We start from the raw sequence: 13,253 nt of genomic DNA on the forward strand, positions 1-13,253 counted from the left end.
AGTGCGTGGTGAGCGCCGCGGCCGACGCTGTTCCCATGACAACGACGCGACAGTTCACCAACAAAACCGTTCTCATCTCCGGCGCGAGCGTCGCCGGTCCGGCACTGGCCTACTGGCTGACCCGCCACGGGTTCACCGTCACCGTCGTCGAACAGGCGCCCACCCTGCGGGAGGGCGGCTACAAGGTCGACATTCGAGGCGTGGCCATGGAGGTCATCGAGCGGATGGGGCTGATGCCGGAAATCCGCGAGGCCTCTACGGCGATGCGTGGCGGCGCGTGGGTCGACGACTCGGGTAAGGCGCTGGCCACCCTGGGTCCCGAGCTGATCGGACTGCGGTCGCCCGGCGACGACGAGGTGTTGCGCGGCGATCTCGCGCACATCCTGTTCGACGCCACCAAGGGCCGGGTCGAGTACCTGTTCGGCGACTCGATCACGGGGCTGGCCCAGCAGCCCGACGGCGTGACCGTGCGCTTCCGCAACGCAGAGCCACGAGTCTTCGACCTGGTGATCGGCGCCGACGGCATACATTCGACGGTGCGCCGCCTCACGTTCGGGCCAGAGGAGCGATTCGCCCGGCACACCGGCATGGCGGCCTGCGTGATCTCGGTGCCGAACCACTTGGATCTCGACCATTGGGAACTGGTTCATCCGACTCCGGGGCGCGTGGTGCAGGTGTACAGCACCCGCCGTTCGTCGGCCAAAGCGCAGTTCATCTTCCAAGCCCCGGAACAACTGCCGGACCGGCGCGACCGCGCCGCGCAGCAACAGCTGGTGGCCGACGCCTTCGCCGGCGCGGGCTGGGAGACGCCGAATCTGGTACGCGCCATGCCCGAATCCCCTGACTTCTACTTCGACTCGGTCAGCCAGATCCATCTCGACCAGTGGTCCGTGGGCCGCGTCGCACTCGTCGGCGACGCCGCCTATTGCCCGTCGCCGCTGTCCGGGCAGGGCACGAGCATGGCGCTGGTCGGCGCGTATGTCCTCGCTGGCGAGCTGAAAGCGGCCGCAGGCGACCACAACGCCGCCTTCGACCGCTACCAGCGCGCCATGCAGGACTATGTCACCCGGAACCTGACGCTCGGCTGGAACAACGCCACTCAGATGGTGGCGTCCGACCAGCGCGCGATCCGGACCCAGACCACCATGCTGCGCATGCTGCGGCACATGCCGTGGAAGGGCCTGGCGCTGCGCCCGATCATCAAGCCGCTCGAGCGCGCGGCCAACGCCATCCACCTCGCCGACTACTGAACCGCACCGTCACCTCGCGCCGTCCCGGCGAAAGCACCCCATCCCTGAAGCACCTGAGGAGCACCAGAATGAGCATCGCATCCGGACCGATTTTCCAGTTGGCGTGGGTTGTCCACGACATCGAGGCGGCGGAACGAGAATTCACCGAACGCTACGGAGTCGACAAATGGGTCCGCATGCCCCGCATGCGTTTCGGCCCGGACTCGTGCAGCTATCGCGGTGCGCCGGCCGACTACACGATCGACAGCTCGCTCGGCTACGCGGGCGGGCAGCAATTGGAATTGATCGCACCGGTCTCCGGGGCGAACCTGTACACCGAAGCGCTCGAGCGGTCCGGTCCCGGCCTGCACCATATCGCCTGGGTGCCGGACGATTTCGATGCCGCACTGGCGGAGGCGCTCGCAGGCGGAGCCGAGATCGTCCAGCGCTGCGCTGTCGCGGAGATCGGCATGGAGTTCGTCTACCTCGCCGGGGGACCACTCGGCTCGTACGTCGAATTGCTGCGGTTGCCCGCGGACGCGCGCGCTCTCTTCGACAGCATGATTCCGGACGGCTACCGGAATCCGTGGTCACACGGCGAGGGTGCTTCCCGCGAATGACACGGCGGTGGCGACAGCTGGAGTCCTCACCCGACGTCCCGGCGCAGCCAGGTGACCTCCGCACCGGATTCCGTTCCGTAGCGGTAGATTTCGAGGTCCTCGTCCCACGCGGTGCCGAGGGCGCGGTCGATTTCGCCGGCCAGGTCGTAGGCGGAGTACTTGCCGAGTTCCCGGGTGGCCTGGAGCATGGCGCGCAGGCGCATCTCGCCGAGCATGACGTCGCCGTTGGCGCTCGTCGAGCCGTGCCACAGGCCCAGGCCGGGAACGAAGCTGTAGCGCTCGCCGTCCACGCCGTCACTGGGGTCCTCGGTCACCTCGAAGCGCAGAACGGGCCAGGAGCGCAACGATTGGGCGATCTTCGACGCCGTGCCGACGGGGCCGATCCACTCACTGGTGGCGCGCAGTTGGCCGTCGGCCGGTTGGGCGGTCCAGCGCAGTTTCGCGGGGGCGCCGAGGGCCGAGGTGAGCGCCCACTCGACATGCGGGCACAGCGCGGCAGGCGACGAGTGGATGTAGACCACACCCGCCGTCGCGTCCGCGAACTGACTCGATGCGCGCACCACCAACACCTCCAGCTTCGACGAGGAACGTCTTCCCCAACGATTCGTCGAACTGGCGTTGCCTGAGTGTACTGGAGTGCCCGAAGTTACACGTGTTACTTCGTGACCGTGTTGCGCGTGGCCGTCACCTCCGCGATGACAGCATCGCTCAGCGGTGGCCAGGCCGCGCGCGCCCAGTCGCCGAAATTCTCGTCGCTCAAGGCGAGACACGCCAACCCCGTTCTCGGGTCAACCCATAAAAATGTCCCGGATTGGCCGAAATGTCCATAGGTTTGTGGCGAATTCGTGCCACCGGTCCAGTGCGGAGTCTTGCCGTCCCGGATCTCGAAGCCCAATCCCCAGTCGTTGGGGCGCTGCGAACCGTAGCCGGGCAAGACGCCGTTCATGCCGGGGAACTGGACCGACGTGGCCTCGGCGTGTGTCTGCGCCGAGATCAACTGAGGGTCCAGCAATTCGGCGGCGAAGCGGGCCAGATCCGCCGCGGTGGACCGCGCCGCGTGCCCGGCCGGACCGGCGAGCACCGAAGCGGTCATGCCCAGCGGCTCGAACACGGCGTCGCGCAGGTACTCGTCGAACGCGATCCCGGTCTGGGCGGCGACGAATTCGGCGAGCACCTCGAAACCCGCGCTGGAGTAGATCCGCCGGGTCCCCGGCGCGGCTTGGACGTCGGTGGTGTCGAACGCGAGGCCGGACGTGTGCGCCAGCAGATGACGCACCGTGGCGCCGGGCGGGCCCGCGGGCTGGTCGAGTTCGACCGCGCCCTCCTCCACCGCGACCAGCACCGCGTACGCCACCAAGGGCTTGGTCACCGACGCGAGCGGGAACACCCGCTGCACGTCGCCTTCGCTCGCGGCACCGCCGTCGGCGGTGACCACCGCGGCCGCCGCGTGGCGGACCGGCCATTCCCGGATCTGCTCGAGTGAACGCACCCTGCGAGCCTACGAGAACCGCGTAGCTACCATCGATTCACCATGAGTGAAACGCCCACTGTTCACGGCGACGTCGCCCCCGGTTTCGGACCGGTCGCCGACGCCTTCCGCCGCAATTTCGAGCGTCACGGCGAAATCGGCGCCGCCGTCGCGGTCTACGCTGGTGCGCGCCCCATGGTGGACCTTTGGGCCGGGTACCGCGATCGCAGGCGCACGCTGCCGTGGGAGCGGGACACGATCGTGCCGGTGTTCTCCTCGACCAAGGGCATGGCGGCGTTCACCGTCGCCGCCGCTGTGGCCGGGGGCCTGCTCGACTACGAGCAGCCGGTGGCGAAGTACTGGCCGGAGTTCGCCGCCCACGGCAAGGACGCGGTCACCGTGCGTCAGCTGATCGACCACCAGGCGGGGTTGTCCGGCCTGAGCGAGGTCGTGCGACTGCCTCAGATCGCCGACCTGGACGGGCTCGCGACCGTTCTGGCGGCACAGAAACCGGCTTGGCGGCCCGGCACCAGGCACGGCTATCACGCCATCACCCTCGGCCTGTACCAGGGCGAGCTGTTGCGCCGGGTGGACCCGCGCCGTCGCACGCTCGGGCGAATCTTCGCCGAGGACATCGCCGCACCGCTCGGCGTCGATTTCTTCATCGGCCTGCCCGCAGAGCAGAGCATGGACCGCATCGCCGCGATGTCGGCCACCCAAGGGCTGGACGTGTTGCGCTACGAACGCGATCTTCCGCTGCGCATCGGCGCGGAGATCTATGCCAAACGCGGCCTGTCCTACGCGGCGCTGACCAATCCGCGCTGCGGAGCGCCCGCGCGGGCGACCCGGCGCGAGTTCCTCGAAGTGGAACTGCCGGGATCCAACGGAGTGGGCAACGCACGCGCGCTGGCGAAGGTCTACGGCGCGGCCGCCGCTCGCACCGGCGCGTTGCCGATCGACGACGCCGTGCTGGACCGGCTCGCCGCTGCCGAGACCGCCGACGACGTCCCCGCCGAGGATCTGGTGCTGCACACCAAGAGCCGCTATCACCTGGGCTTCCGCAAGTCGCGCGGTACTTTCCGCTTCGGCTCCGACAAACGCGCCTACGGCACCACGGGGCTGGGCGGCTCGTTCGGATTCGCCGATCCCGCAACGGGCCTCGGTTTCGGGTACACGATGAACCGGCTGGGTCTGGCGGTCCTCGACGACGTCCGCAGCCGCAACCTGCGCGAAGCCCTGCTGCGCTGCCGGATCTGAGCGCCTCGATCGCCGGCTCGGCGAAGCGGTGCCGTACGAGCTGATCGCACGGATCGCCACCGCGCTCGCCGAGCGGCGGTACGCCGCTCTACCAGTCGGCTTCGGTGTACTTGATGATCCCGCGGATGTTCTTGCCGTCCAGCATGTCCTGGTAGCCCTGGTTGATCTCCTCCAGGGAGTAGCTGCGAGTGACCATGTCGTCCAGGTTGAGCTGGCCGGACTTGTACAGCGACAGCAGGCGCGGCGCGTCCTGGCGGGCGTTGCCGCCGCCGAAGATGCAGCCCTTCACCGTCTTCTGCAGCATCGACAGCAGGAAGCTGTTCAGCTTGACGTCGCTCTCGTCCATCCGGCCCATCGAGGTGACCACCAGGGTGCCCGCCTTCGAGGTGAGGATCAGGCCCTCTTCGATGTACTCGCCGTGCATCTCGCCCATGGTCAGGATGACCTTCTCGGCCATCCGGCCCTCGGTGGCCTCCAACAGCGGCATGATCGCGGCGGCCATGCTCTCGTAGGTGTGCGTGGCGCCGAACTTCTGCGCCTGCTCGCGCTTCCACGGATTCGGGTCGATCGCCACCACGTTCGACGCGCCCGACAGCACCGCGCCCTGCAAGGCGCTCATGCCGACGCCGCCGATGCCGGCGATCACCACGGTCTCGCCCGGAGCGACCTGGGCGACGTGGGTGGACGAGCCGAAACCGGTGGGGACGCCGCAACCGACCAGGCAGGCCACCTCGAACGGGATGCTCGGATCGATCTTCACCACGGAGGTGTGGTGCACCGTCATGTACGGCGCGAAGGTGCCCAGCAGGCACATCGGGATGACGTTCTCGCCGCGAGCCTGGATGCGGTAGGTGCCATCGCTGATCGCCTGCCCCAGCAGCAGACCCGCGCCCAGGTCGCACAGCGCCATGTGTCCTGCCACGCAAGCCGGACAGCGGCCGCAGGCGGGGATGAACGACAGGATCACGTGGTCGCCGACCTGCAGATCGGCCGGGCAGTTCGGGCCGAGCTTGGTGATCACGCCCGCGCCCTCGTGCCCGCCCATGACGGGGAAGGACGGCATCGGGGTCGCGCCGGTCACGATGTGGTGGTCGGAGTGGCACATGCCCGCGGTTTCCATCCGGATCTGCACCTCGCCTGCGACCGGGTCACCGACCTCGATCTCCTCCACCGACCACGGCTGGTCGATCCCCCACAGGATCGCGCCCTTCGTCTTCATTCCTGTCGACCCTCTCGCATGCACGTGCTTATATGTGACTGCACCCACAGTACGAGAAAAATGTAACGCGTTCTAGTACCGCTCGGAAAAATCGTCGATAGAGCGTGACCCAATAGCCGAACGCGTTACAGTTCTGCGACGCGTCAGCCCTGGACGTCGTGCACGTGGTGCACCAGATCGTGCACGAAGTACCGCGCGAACGACTCCACCGTGAACTCCGCCCCGTCGCCGCGCGCACCGCGCAGACCACGGCGCTCGGGCGGCACCGATGCGAAGGAGCGCGCCACCCGCTCGGCGGCCTCGGCCAGCTCCGCGGCCACCCGAGCCGGGTCCTGCTCGTTGTAGCGATCGGCCACCGCGGTCGCGTCCTGGTCCCAGTTCGGGAAGCGCGGCGGCTCGCCCTCGGGGTCACCGGCCAGCATCAGGCCGAGGCGAGTATCGAACAGGCGGCAGACGTCACGCACATGTGCGCCGTATTCCAAGGCGGACCAGGTCGATTCGTCCGGCCGCAGGCGGACGCCGGGACGGTCGAGCACCGCGGCGAAGCGGACCGCGGTGTCCCTGGTCAGCGTCGGTACGGCTTCGTAGCTGGTCGCGGCGGCATCGAAATCGCATTGCGAACAAGGGCGCTCGAGCACCCAGGTCCAGTCCTTGACATCGGGAACGATCGGCATGCGCTCAACCTAGGCGCGGCCGGATCGCGCCTTCCACCGATATCCGGTCAACTATCGAGCACATCCCGACAGTTCACTCCATCAGCCGGTGCGCCCGCTCGAAGAGTTCCAGCGTGATCGCGTGCAGGAAGTCGCCGACCTGCTTGGGAGCCTTACCGGCGAACGCGCGGGCATGCGTACCCTCCAGGACGATGCCGAGCTTGAAGCAGGCCAGCACGGTGTACCAGGACATGGCGCTCAGGTCGCGGTCGGAGAACCGCCCGTAGTGCGCGATCATCTCCTCGGCCGTCGGCAGCCCGCCGACCGCGCCGAGCTTGCCCACCAGCGCCGCTCCCGTGGTACCCGGCTCCGGGCGGGTGGCGATCTGCCAGCCGAGGTCCAGCAGCGGGTCGCCGATGGTGGACATCTCCCAGTCGACCATCGCCGCGACCTGCGGGCCGTCGAAGGAGAACATCATGTTCGCCAGATGGCAGTCGCCGTGCAGGATGCCAGGGGTCCACTGGGCGGGGCGATTTCGATCGAGCCACTCGCCCACCGCCGCCACACCGGGGATCTCCGGGCCGGGGTAGCCCTCGTTGGCCGAATAGGACTCGAGCTCACCCAGCCAGCGCGGCACCTGACGTTCCAGGAAACCCTCCGGCTTGCCGTAGTCGGACAAGCCGAGCGCCTGGTAGTCCAACGCGCCGAGGCGCGCGATGGCCTCGACCGCGGACAGGCCCATCCGCCTGCGGATCTCCGGATCGCCCGCATGCAGTTCGGGCAGTTCGTTCTGCGGGTTGAAACCGCGGATCGGCTCCATCAGGTAGAAGACCGCGCCGAGCACCGACTCGTCGGCGCAGGCCGCGATCACCCTGGGCGCGCGGACCTCGGTGCCGCCCAGCGCGCCGAGCAGCCTGGCCTCACGCCGGATCACGTCGTTGCTCTTCGGGCGCAGATGTTTCGGGCCGCGACGCAGCACGTAGGTCCGGCCGCCGCGGGTGAAGCGGAGCATGATGTTCTGTGTTCCGCCGCCCAGCGCGGTCACGTCCTCGAACTCACCCCCGGACAGACCCTGCTCATCCATCCACTTTCCGACGACGGCGAAGTCGACGACCGCGGGATCCACATCGACCGGTTGCGCAACAGACATGCCCCACATTGTGCACCACCTGCCGACCCGAACTGAAGGCAGATGACAACAGTTGACCCCCACCGGCGCGGCGTAGGGTTTCGAGCACCATGCGCACGCTGTTGATCGACAACTACGACTCGTTCACCTACAACCTGTACCAGCTGATCAGCGAGGTGAACGGCGTCGAGCCGACAGTCGTGCGCAACGACGAGGCGCGCACGGTCGCCGAACTCGATCTGGGACGCTACGACAACGTCGTCGTCTCGCCCGGGCCGGGGCGACCGGACGTGGCCCGCGATGTAGGGATCTCCACGGCGGTCATTCGCGAAAGCGACCTGCCGCTGCTCGGTGTGTGCCTGGGCCATCAGGGAATCGTGGTCGCGGCGGGCGGCGTGGTCGCCGAGGCGCCCGCGGCCCGGCACGGATATCTCGATCGCATCGAGCACGACGGCCAGGACCTGTTCGCGGGCGTTCCGCAGAGCTTCACCGCCGTGCGCTACCACTCGCTGTGCGCGCTACGGCCGCTGCCGGACGATCTGGAGGTCACCGCGCTGTCCGGCGACGGCGTCGTGATGGGTGTGCGGCACCGCACGCGACCGCAATGGGGCGTGCAGTTCCATCCGGAATCGATCGCCAGTGAGTTCGGCGCGGCTCTGCTGCGCAACTTCGCGAGACTCACCACGGCGCACCGGAGCAGGCGCACCGTCCCGGCGGCGAGCGCATCGATCGACCCCGGGGGTGAGTTCGTCGCCGGGCCGGTCGCCGCCGGCTTTCCGCTCTCCGTCACGCGCACCGCGGCCTCGCCGATGCCGCTCGCACCGGAGCAGTTCCCCGCCGCGGCAGCCGAACTCGCGCGTCCCGCCGGGCGCACGGGTTCCGATGGCACGGTGCCGCGGACCTTCCGGCTCCAGCGGGCCGTCCTGGAACGGCCGATCGATACCGAGAGCGCGTTCGTGCAGTTGTACGCCAACTCCCCCACCGCGTTCTGGCTGGACAGCGAGCACGTCGAACCGGGGGCCGACCGGTTCTCCTTCCTGGGCGACGCGAGCGGTCCGCTGGCCGAGGTACTGCGCTACCGCGTGGGCGACGGCGAGGTGACCGTGGAGTCGTCCGACGGGCACCGGCGCACCGCATCCGGCGGCATTCTCGAGTTCCTGGCCGCCGAGCTGCGCGCACGCAGGCTCGAACTGCCCGATCTCCCCTTCGATTTCGCCGGCGGCTACGTCGGCTATCTCGGCTACGAGGTCAAAGCCGACTGCGGCGGCAACGCGGCGCATCGCGCGGCGACCCCGGACGCGCAGTGGATCTTCGCCGACCGGATGGTGGTGGTCGACCACGTCGGCGAGCGGACCCATCTGCTCGCGCTGAGCGACGACGTGGAGACCGCCCGGTCCGCCGCCGACTGGCTGCGCGACACCCGCGAAACCCTCGACACCCTTCCGACCTGGACCAATCCACCGCCACTCGAATTGCCGCCGGACCGTGACGCCGTCGCGCCACTGCTCACCCGCGGCCGGGAGCGCTATCTCGCCGACATCGCGGTCTGCCGGCAGCGGCTGTATGCCGGGGAGTCCTACGAGATCAATCTGACCGACAGCGCCACGATTCCCGCCACCGCGGCCGACGGCCTCGACTTCTACCGCACCCTGCGCCGGTGCAACCCCGCCCCGTATGCCGCCTACCTGCGCTTCGACGATCTCGACATCGCCTGCTCGTCCCCGGAGCGCTTCCTCAAGGTCGACCGCCGCCGCATCGTGGAGAGCAAGCCGATCAAGGGGACCGCACCGCGCGGCGCGACGCCGGAGCAGGACGAGCGCCTGCGCCGCGAGCTGGCCGACAGCCCGAAGACCAGGGCGGAAAACCTCATGATCGTCGATCTGCTGCGCAACGACCTGGGCCGGGTCTGCGAGATCGGCAGTGTGTACGTCCCGAAACTGATGGCCACCGAGCAGTACGCGACCGTGCACCAACTGGTGTCGACGGTGCGTGGCAGGCTGCGGCCGGAGGTCGGCGTGGTCGATTGCCTGCGAGCCTGTTTTCCCGGGGGCTCGATGACCGGTGCGCCGAAGCTGCGCACCATGGAGATCATCGATGCGCTGGAAACCGAAGCGCGCGGGATCTATTCGGGCACCATCGGTTTCCTCGGTCTCGGCGGCACCGCGGACCTGAACATCGTGATCCGCACCGCCGTCCGCTACGGCGGGCGCTGGCGGATCGGCGCGGGCGGGGCCATCGTGCTCGACTCCGATCCCGCCGAAGAGTATGACGAGGTTCTGCTCAAGGCGGCCGCCACGTTGCGCGCGGCCGCCGACCACGCGCACCGCTGAGCGTCCGACCTCGACTATTTGCGCCGCTTGCCGGACTTTCGCCGGGGGGGCTCCTCTGCGGGCGTTTCCGACGCGCTCAAGCCGGTCAGCTTGGCGAGCAAGGCGAAGCCGGGCAGCTTCGCCAGCCGCCCGAGCACGTCCTCCCCGAGCGAGATCATCGCCTCCAGCCGGGGCAGCAGGCGGTCGTAGGCGGCGAAGGCCGGATCGGCCAGCGCCAACGTGCGGTCGAGCCGATCGATGGTGGAGTTGAGCCGCTCGATGGCGGTCGACAGGCTCTCGATCAAGCCGGGCAGTTGCGCGGCCAGCTGAGCGGACGCGGGCGGCAGCCGCACCGCCGTGTCGAACGCCGATGTCGCGGTCAGCTGAGCGGCTTCCAGCGCCTGGCCCGCGGCCGTCTGCGCCGCCTCGACCGCCGCCTGGGCGGCGGCCAGCACGTCGGCGGGACCGGGCACACGCCCACCGGGCAGTTTCGGGGTCGGCGGCCTACGACCCGGGCGTTTCGGGTTCGTCATGGGGAACACTGTGCCGCACGCCCCGCCGAAGGACCGGCCCTCGCGCGTTCGGCGTGTCGGAGGGTCATGGCATAGTTCGAGCACCATGAAACTCAGCAAGGGCGCGAACGCAGCGGTACCGACATCCCTTCTAGCCGTGGTCGTTTCATGGCGATCGGAGCACACGGTGGACGCGCACGCCCTGCTGCTGGACGCGTCGGGCGCGGTGCGCTCGGATCGCGACCTGGTGTTCTACAACGCGCCACGGCACGTTTCGCAGGCGGTCACGCTCGATCAGGAGCCCGCGCCGGGCACCGCGCGGCTGAGCGTCTCACTGCCGCGCACGGAAGCCGACATCGACCGCATCGTCGTCTCCGGCTCGCTGGAGGACGGCACCTTCGGCGACATCCACGGGCTCACCGTCGCCGTGCACTCGGTAGACGGGGCGGTCGTGACGTTCGAGATCGACGACGCGGAGGCGGTGCCGGCGCTGATGTTCGGCGAGTTCTACCGCCGCGACGGGCAGTGGCGGTTCCGCGCGATCGGCCAGGGCTGGTCCAGCGGACTGGCCGGGTTGGTCACCGAGTTCGGCGTCCAGGTCAACGATCCCTCGGCGACCGCCCGCACCACGCATCCCACCAACCCGTTCCGGGTGCGACGCCCGGCGGCGAATTCGTCCGCCCAAGAACGACTTTCTCCGGCCGGAGCGGAACCCGCCACCGAACGGTCCGCTCGGCACGACCCGACCTCGGCACGACGCTTCCCCCACGGATCGTTGCCCTCCGGCCACTCCGCGCGAAACGGGGAAACTCCCGCCGAAATCGGAACGGACCTCGCCGAAAACGCGCCGGTCCAACGCGAACCCATCCGCACCGACGACTCGCCCGGGCGGCTCGAAGGCACCGAAGTACGCCCGGGCGTAGACACCCCCGCCCGGCCACGCACCGAAGTGCTCGACCGTGGCGATACGTCTCCCCTGCCGCGCCCACACACCCACCGCACGGTCGACCTCCACCGGCACAGCCGCGACACCGCACCGCCCGCTCCGCCGCCCCCGCACCCCGAACTCGCGGACTGGCACCCGGATCCGGACAACCCGCAGACCATGCGCTGGTGGGACGGCACCATATGGACCGAGGACCGGTATCTCCGACCCCCGCCCGGCGACCGCCACTGCGCACGCTGCGGAAACGCGCTGCGCCGCAAGTTCTTCGGTGGGTTCGCGCCGTGCCAGAGATGCGCCCAGGAGATCGAGGAGTACCTCGTCCACTGGCACACGCGGGCGTGGCGGGTGCTCACCGGCCACGGGCCACGCGGCCCCGAGTGGGCGGACCTGTGGGCATCATTGCGTTACCAGCGCATCGACGCCGAAGCGGGCCGCGCGGTCCTGCGCGACGCGGGGCTCAGCTACGTGGAGCGGCTGGTGACCTTCGCCTTCGCCGACGGTGAAGTCCGGCACGCGGAACTGGAGCTGTTCGAGCAGGCGGTCACCGAACTCGCGCTCGGCGGACCGCTGATCGAGGATCTGCGCAGGCGAATGCATCGCGGGCACACCCTCTACCGGCTGCGTACGGGCGATCTGCCGATCGTCCGCACACCCGGCCTGCACCTGGACCCAGAGGAGACGGTGCACCTCGATCTGCCCGCGACGCACGTGCGTCAGCTCGCACGCGGCCCGAAGTTCACCGAGGGCAGGCTGATCGGCAGCAACAAGAAGCTGCGTTTCGTCGGCGCCGATACCGGCATCGAAATGCCGTGGTCACGAGTGGTTTCCGTGCACACGGAACAGGGAACGGTGGTACTCGCGGCCACGTCCGCGCGCGGCGGCGCGACCTTCGCGGTCGACGATCCGGATTACGTCTCGGCCGCGCTGGAAGGCGCGCTGCGCGTGGCCAAACGTCTCGTTCTCACGCCAGGCCAGCGCGACACCCGCAGCATCCCGCAAGAGGTGAAAGCGGAGGTGTGGCAGCGCGACGGCGGCCGCTGCGTCGAATGCGGCGACGGGCACTACCTGGAGTTCGACCACATCATCCCGCTCAGCCGCGGCGGCGCGACCAGCGCCGCCAACCTCCAGATCCTGTGCCGCGCGTGCAACCGAGCCAAAGGCGCCCGCATCTGAACCCGGCTCACTCGCCGAGCAGGCCCGCGGTGCGGCCCAGATCGGCGAGCATCGCGTCGAACAGGATCTCCGGGTTGTCCAGCGGTATCGGGTAGTTCCCGAACACCTCGAGCGTGACGTGGCCGTAGAGCCGCGCCCAGATCTGGATCATCAGGTACGTCACACCCAGATCCAGTTTCTCGGCGGGGAACTTCTGGCCCGACTCCGACAGCGCCGCCAGCAGTTCGGTCTGGAAGTGCACCAGATCCTCACGCAACTCCGGCGGGATGACGTCCGTCGATGGCGTGACGATGTCGTAGTTCGCCAGCAGCCTGCCCGCCGCGGCCAGGAAAACCCGGCCGAAGGGCTCGTCGAAGCGGCGCAGCGCGCGGGCCTGGCCCGCGCCGGGCGAGGCGAACACCAGGGTGAACTCCCTGGTGTGCGTCAGCGCCCAGCGCCGGAAGCCACGGCAGATGGCGAAGAACTGCGCGGCGCCGTCGTCGGGCAGCGTGGCGATCTCCGCGGTCAGTTCCCCGGCCAGGTCGGCGCAGAAGTCCAGCCGCAGCCGCTCGAGCAGGTCTTCCAGCGAGTCGTAGTACCGGTACAGCGCGGGCGCGGTGACTCCGAGTTCGCGCGCGATGGCGCGCAGGGTGACCGCATCGGGCCCGCGTTCGACCAGCAGCGCGCTGGCCACCCGCCGGATGTCGGTGTCGGTCACCACCGGCGCGCGGCCCCGTGGTCTGGACTGTTGCACTGATC

Annotated in this window: 12 protein-coding genes; 5 read left to right on the forward strand and 7 right to left on the reverse strand. The window is 69.1% G+C overall.

Going from position 1 to position 13,253, the window contains the following annotated elements:
* Positions 1-35: 35 nt before the first annotated feature.
* Together ACWEH3_RS09915 and ACWEH3_RS09920 are read left to right on the forward strand one after the other, a co-directional pair.
* Positions 36-1,250, forward strand: a complete 1,215-nt coding sequence (locus ACWEH3_RS09915) for an FAD-dependent monooxygenase (RefSeq protein ID WP_450015184.1) — start codon at positions 36-38, stop codon at positions 1,248-1,250.
* Positions 1,251-1,318: 68 nt separating this feature from the next.
* Positions 1,319-1,849 (forward strand): VOC family protein, encoded by a 531-nt coding sequence (locus ACWEH3_RS09920; protein ID WP_450015185.1) that lies wholly within the window; start codon positions 1,319-1,321, stop codon positions 1,847-1,849.
* Between the two features lie 26 nt (positions 1,850-1,875).
* Here ACWEH3_RS09920 and ACWEH3_RS09925 read toward each other — a convergent pair whose 3' ends face one another.
* Entirely contained in the window at positions 1,876-2,409 is a 534-nt protein-coding gene (locus ACWEH3_RS09925) for a DUF3145 domain-containing protein (protein ID WP_450015186.1), read from the reverse strand.
* 95 nt (positions 2,410-2,504) lie between these two features.
* Positions 2,505-3,338 (reverse strand): serine hydrolase domain-containing protein, encoded by an 834-nt coding sequence (locus tag ACWEH3_RS09930; RefSeq protein ID WP_450015187.1) that lies wholly within the window; start codon positions 3,336-3,338, stop codon positions 2,505-2,507.
* Positions 3,339-3,380: 42 nt separating this feature from the next.
* Here ACWEH3_RS09930 and ACWEH3_RS09935 point away from each other — a divergent pair, with 42 nt between their 5' ends.
* Entirely contained in the window at positions 3,381-4,574 is a 1,194-nt protein-coding gene (locus ACWEH3_RS09935) for a serine hydrolase domain-containing protein (protein WP_450015188.1), read from the forward strand.
* A gap of 88 nt (positions 4,575-4,662) precedes the next feature.
* On the opposite strand, the gene ACWEH3_RS09940 is transcribed toward ACWEH3_RS09935, so the two are convergent.
* From ACWEH3_RS09940 to ACWEH3_RS09950, 3 genes are all read right to left on the reverse strand, one after another.
* Entirely contained in the window at positions 4,663-5,793 is a 1,131-nt protein-coding gene (locus ACWEH3_RS09940) for an NDMA-dependent alcohol dehydrogenase (protein ID WP_450015189.1), read from the reverse strand.
* Between the two features lie 143 nt (positions 5,794-5,936).
* Entirely contained in the window at positions 5,937-6,467 is a 531-nt protein-coding gene (locus tag ACWEH3_RS09945; RefSeq protein WP_450015190.1) for a DinB family protein, read from the reverse strand.
* A 73-nt stretch (positions 6,468-6,540) separates the two neighbouring features.
* Complete coding sequence (locus ACWEH3_RS09950; RefSeq protein ID WP_450015191.1) at positions 6,541-7,596, reverse strand: phosphotransferase family protein; 1,056 nt, start codon at positions 7,594-7,596, stop codon at positions 6,541-6,543.
* 89 nt (positions 7,597-7,685) lie between these two features.
* On the opposite strand from ACWEH3_RS09950, the gene pabB reads away from it, so the two are divergent.
* Positions 7,686-9,905, forward strand: a complete 2,220-nt coding sequence (gene pabB / locus ACWEH3_RS09955; RefSeq protein WP_450015192.1) for an aminodeoxychorismate synthase component I — start codon at positions 7,686-7,688, stop codon at positions 9,903-9,905.
* A gap of 14 nt (positions 9,906-9,919) precedes the next feature.
* On the opposite strand, the gene ACWEH3_RS09960 is transcribed toward pabB, so the two are convergent.
* Positions 9,920-10,417, reverse strand: a complete 498-nt coding sequence (locus ACWEH3_RS09960) for a hypothetical protein (protein ID WP_450015193.1) — start codon at positions 10,415-10,417, stop codon at positions 9,920-9,922.
* A gap of 85 nt (positions 10,418-10,502) precedes the next feature.
* On the opposite strand from ACWEH3_RS09960, the gene ACWEH3_RS09965 reads away from it, so the two are divergent.
* On the forward strand, positions 10,503-12,515 hold the full coding sequence (locus ACWEH3_RS09965) for a TerD family protein (protein WP_450015194.1): 2,013 nt from the start codon (positions 10,503-10,505) through the stop codon (positions 12,513-12,515).
* A gap of 7 nt (positions 12,516-12,522) precedes the next feature.
* Here ACWEH3_RS09965 and ACWEH3_RS09970 read toward each other — a convergent pair whose 3' ends face one another.
* Entirely contained in the window at positions 12,523-13,248 is a 726-nt protein-coding gene (locus ACWEH3_RS09970; protein WP_355072698.1) for a TetR/AcrR family transcriptional regulator, read from the reverse strand.
* Positions 13,249-13,253: the final 5 nt, after the last annotated feature.

The sequence above is a fragment of the Nocardia sp. NPDC004718 genome, assembly GCF_053601535.1.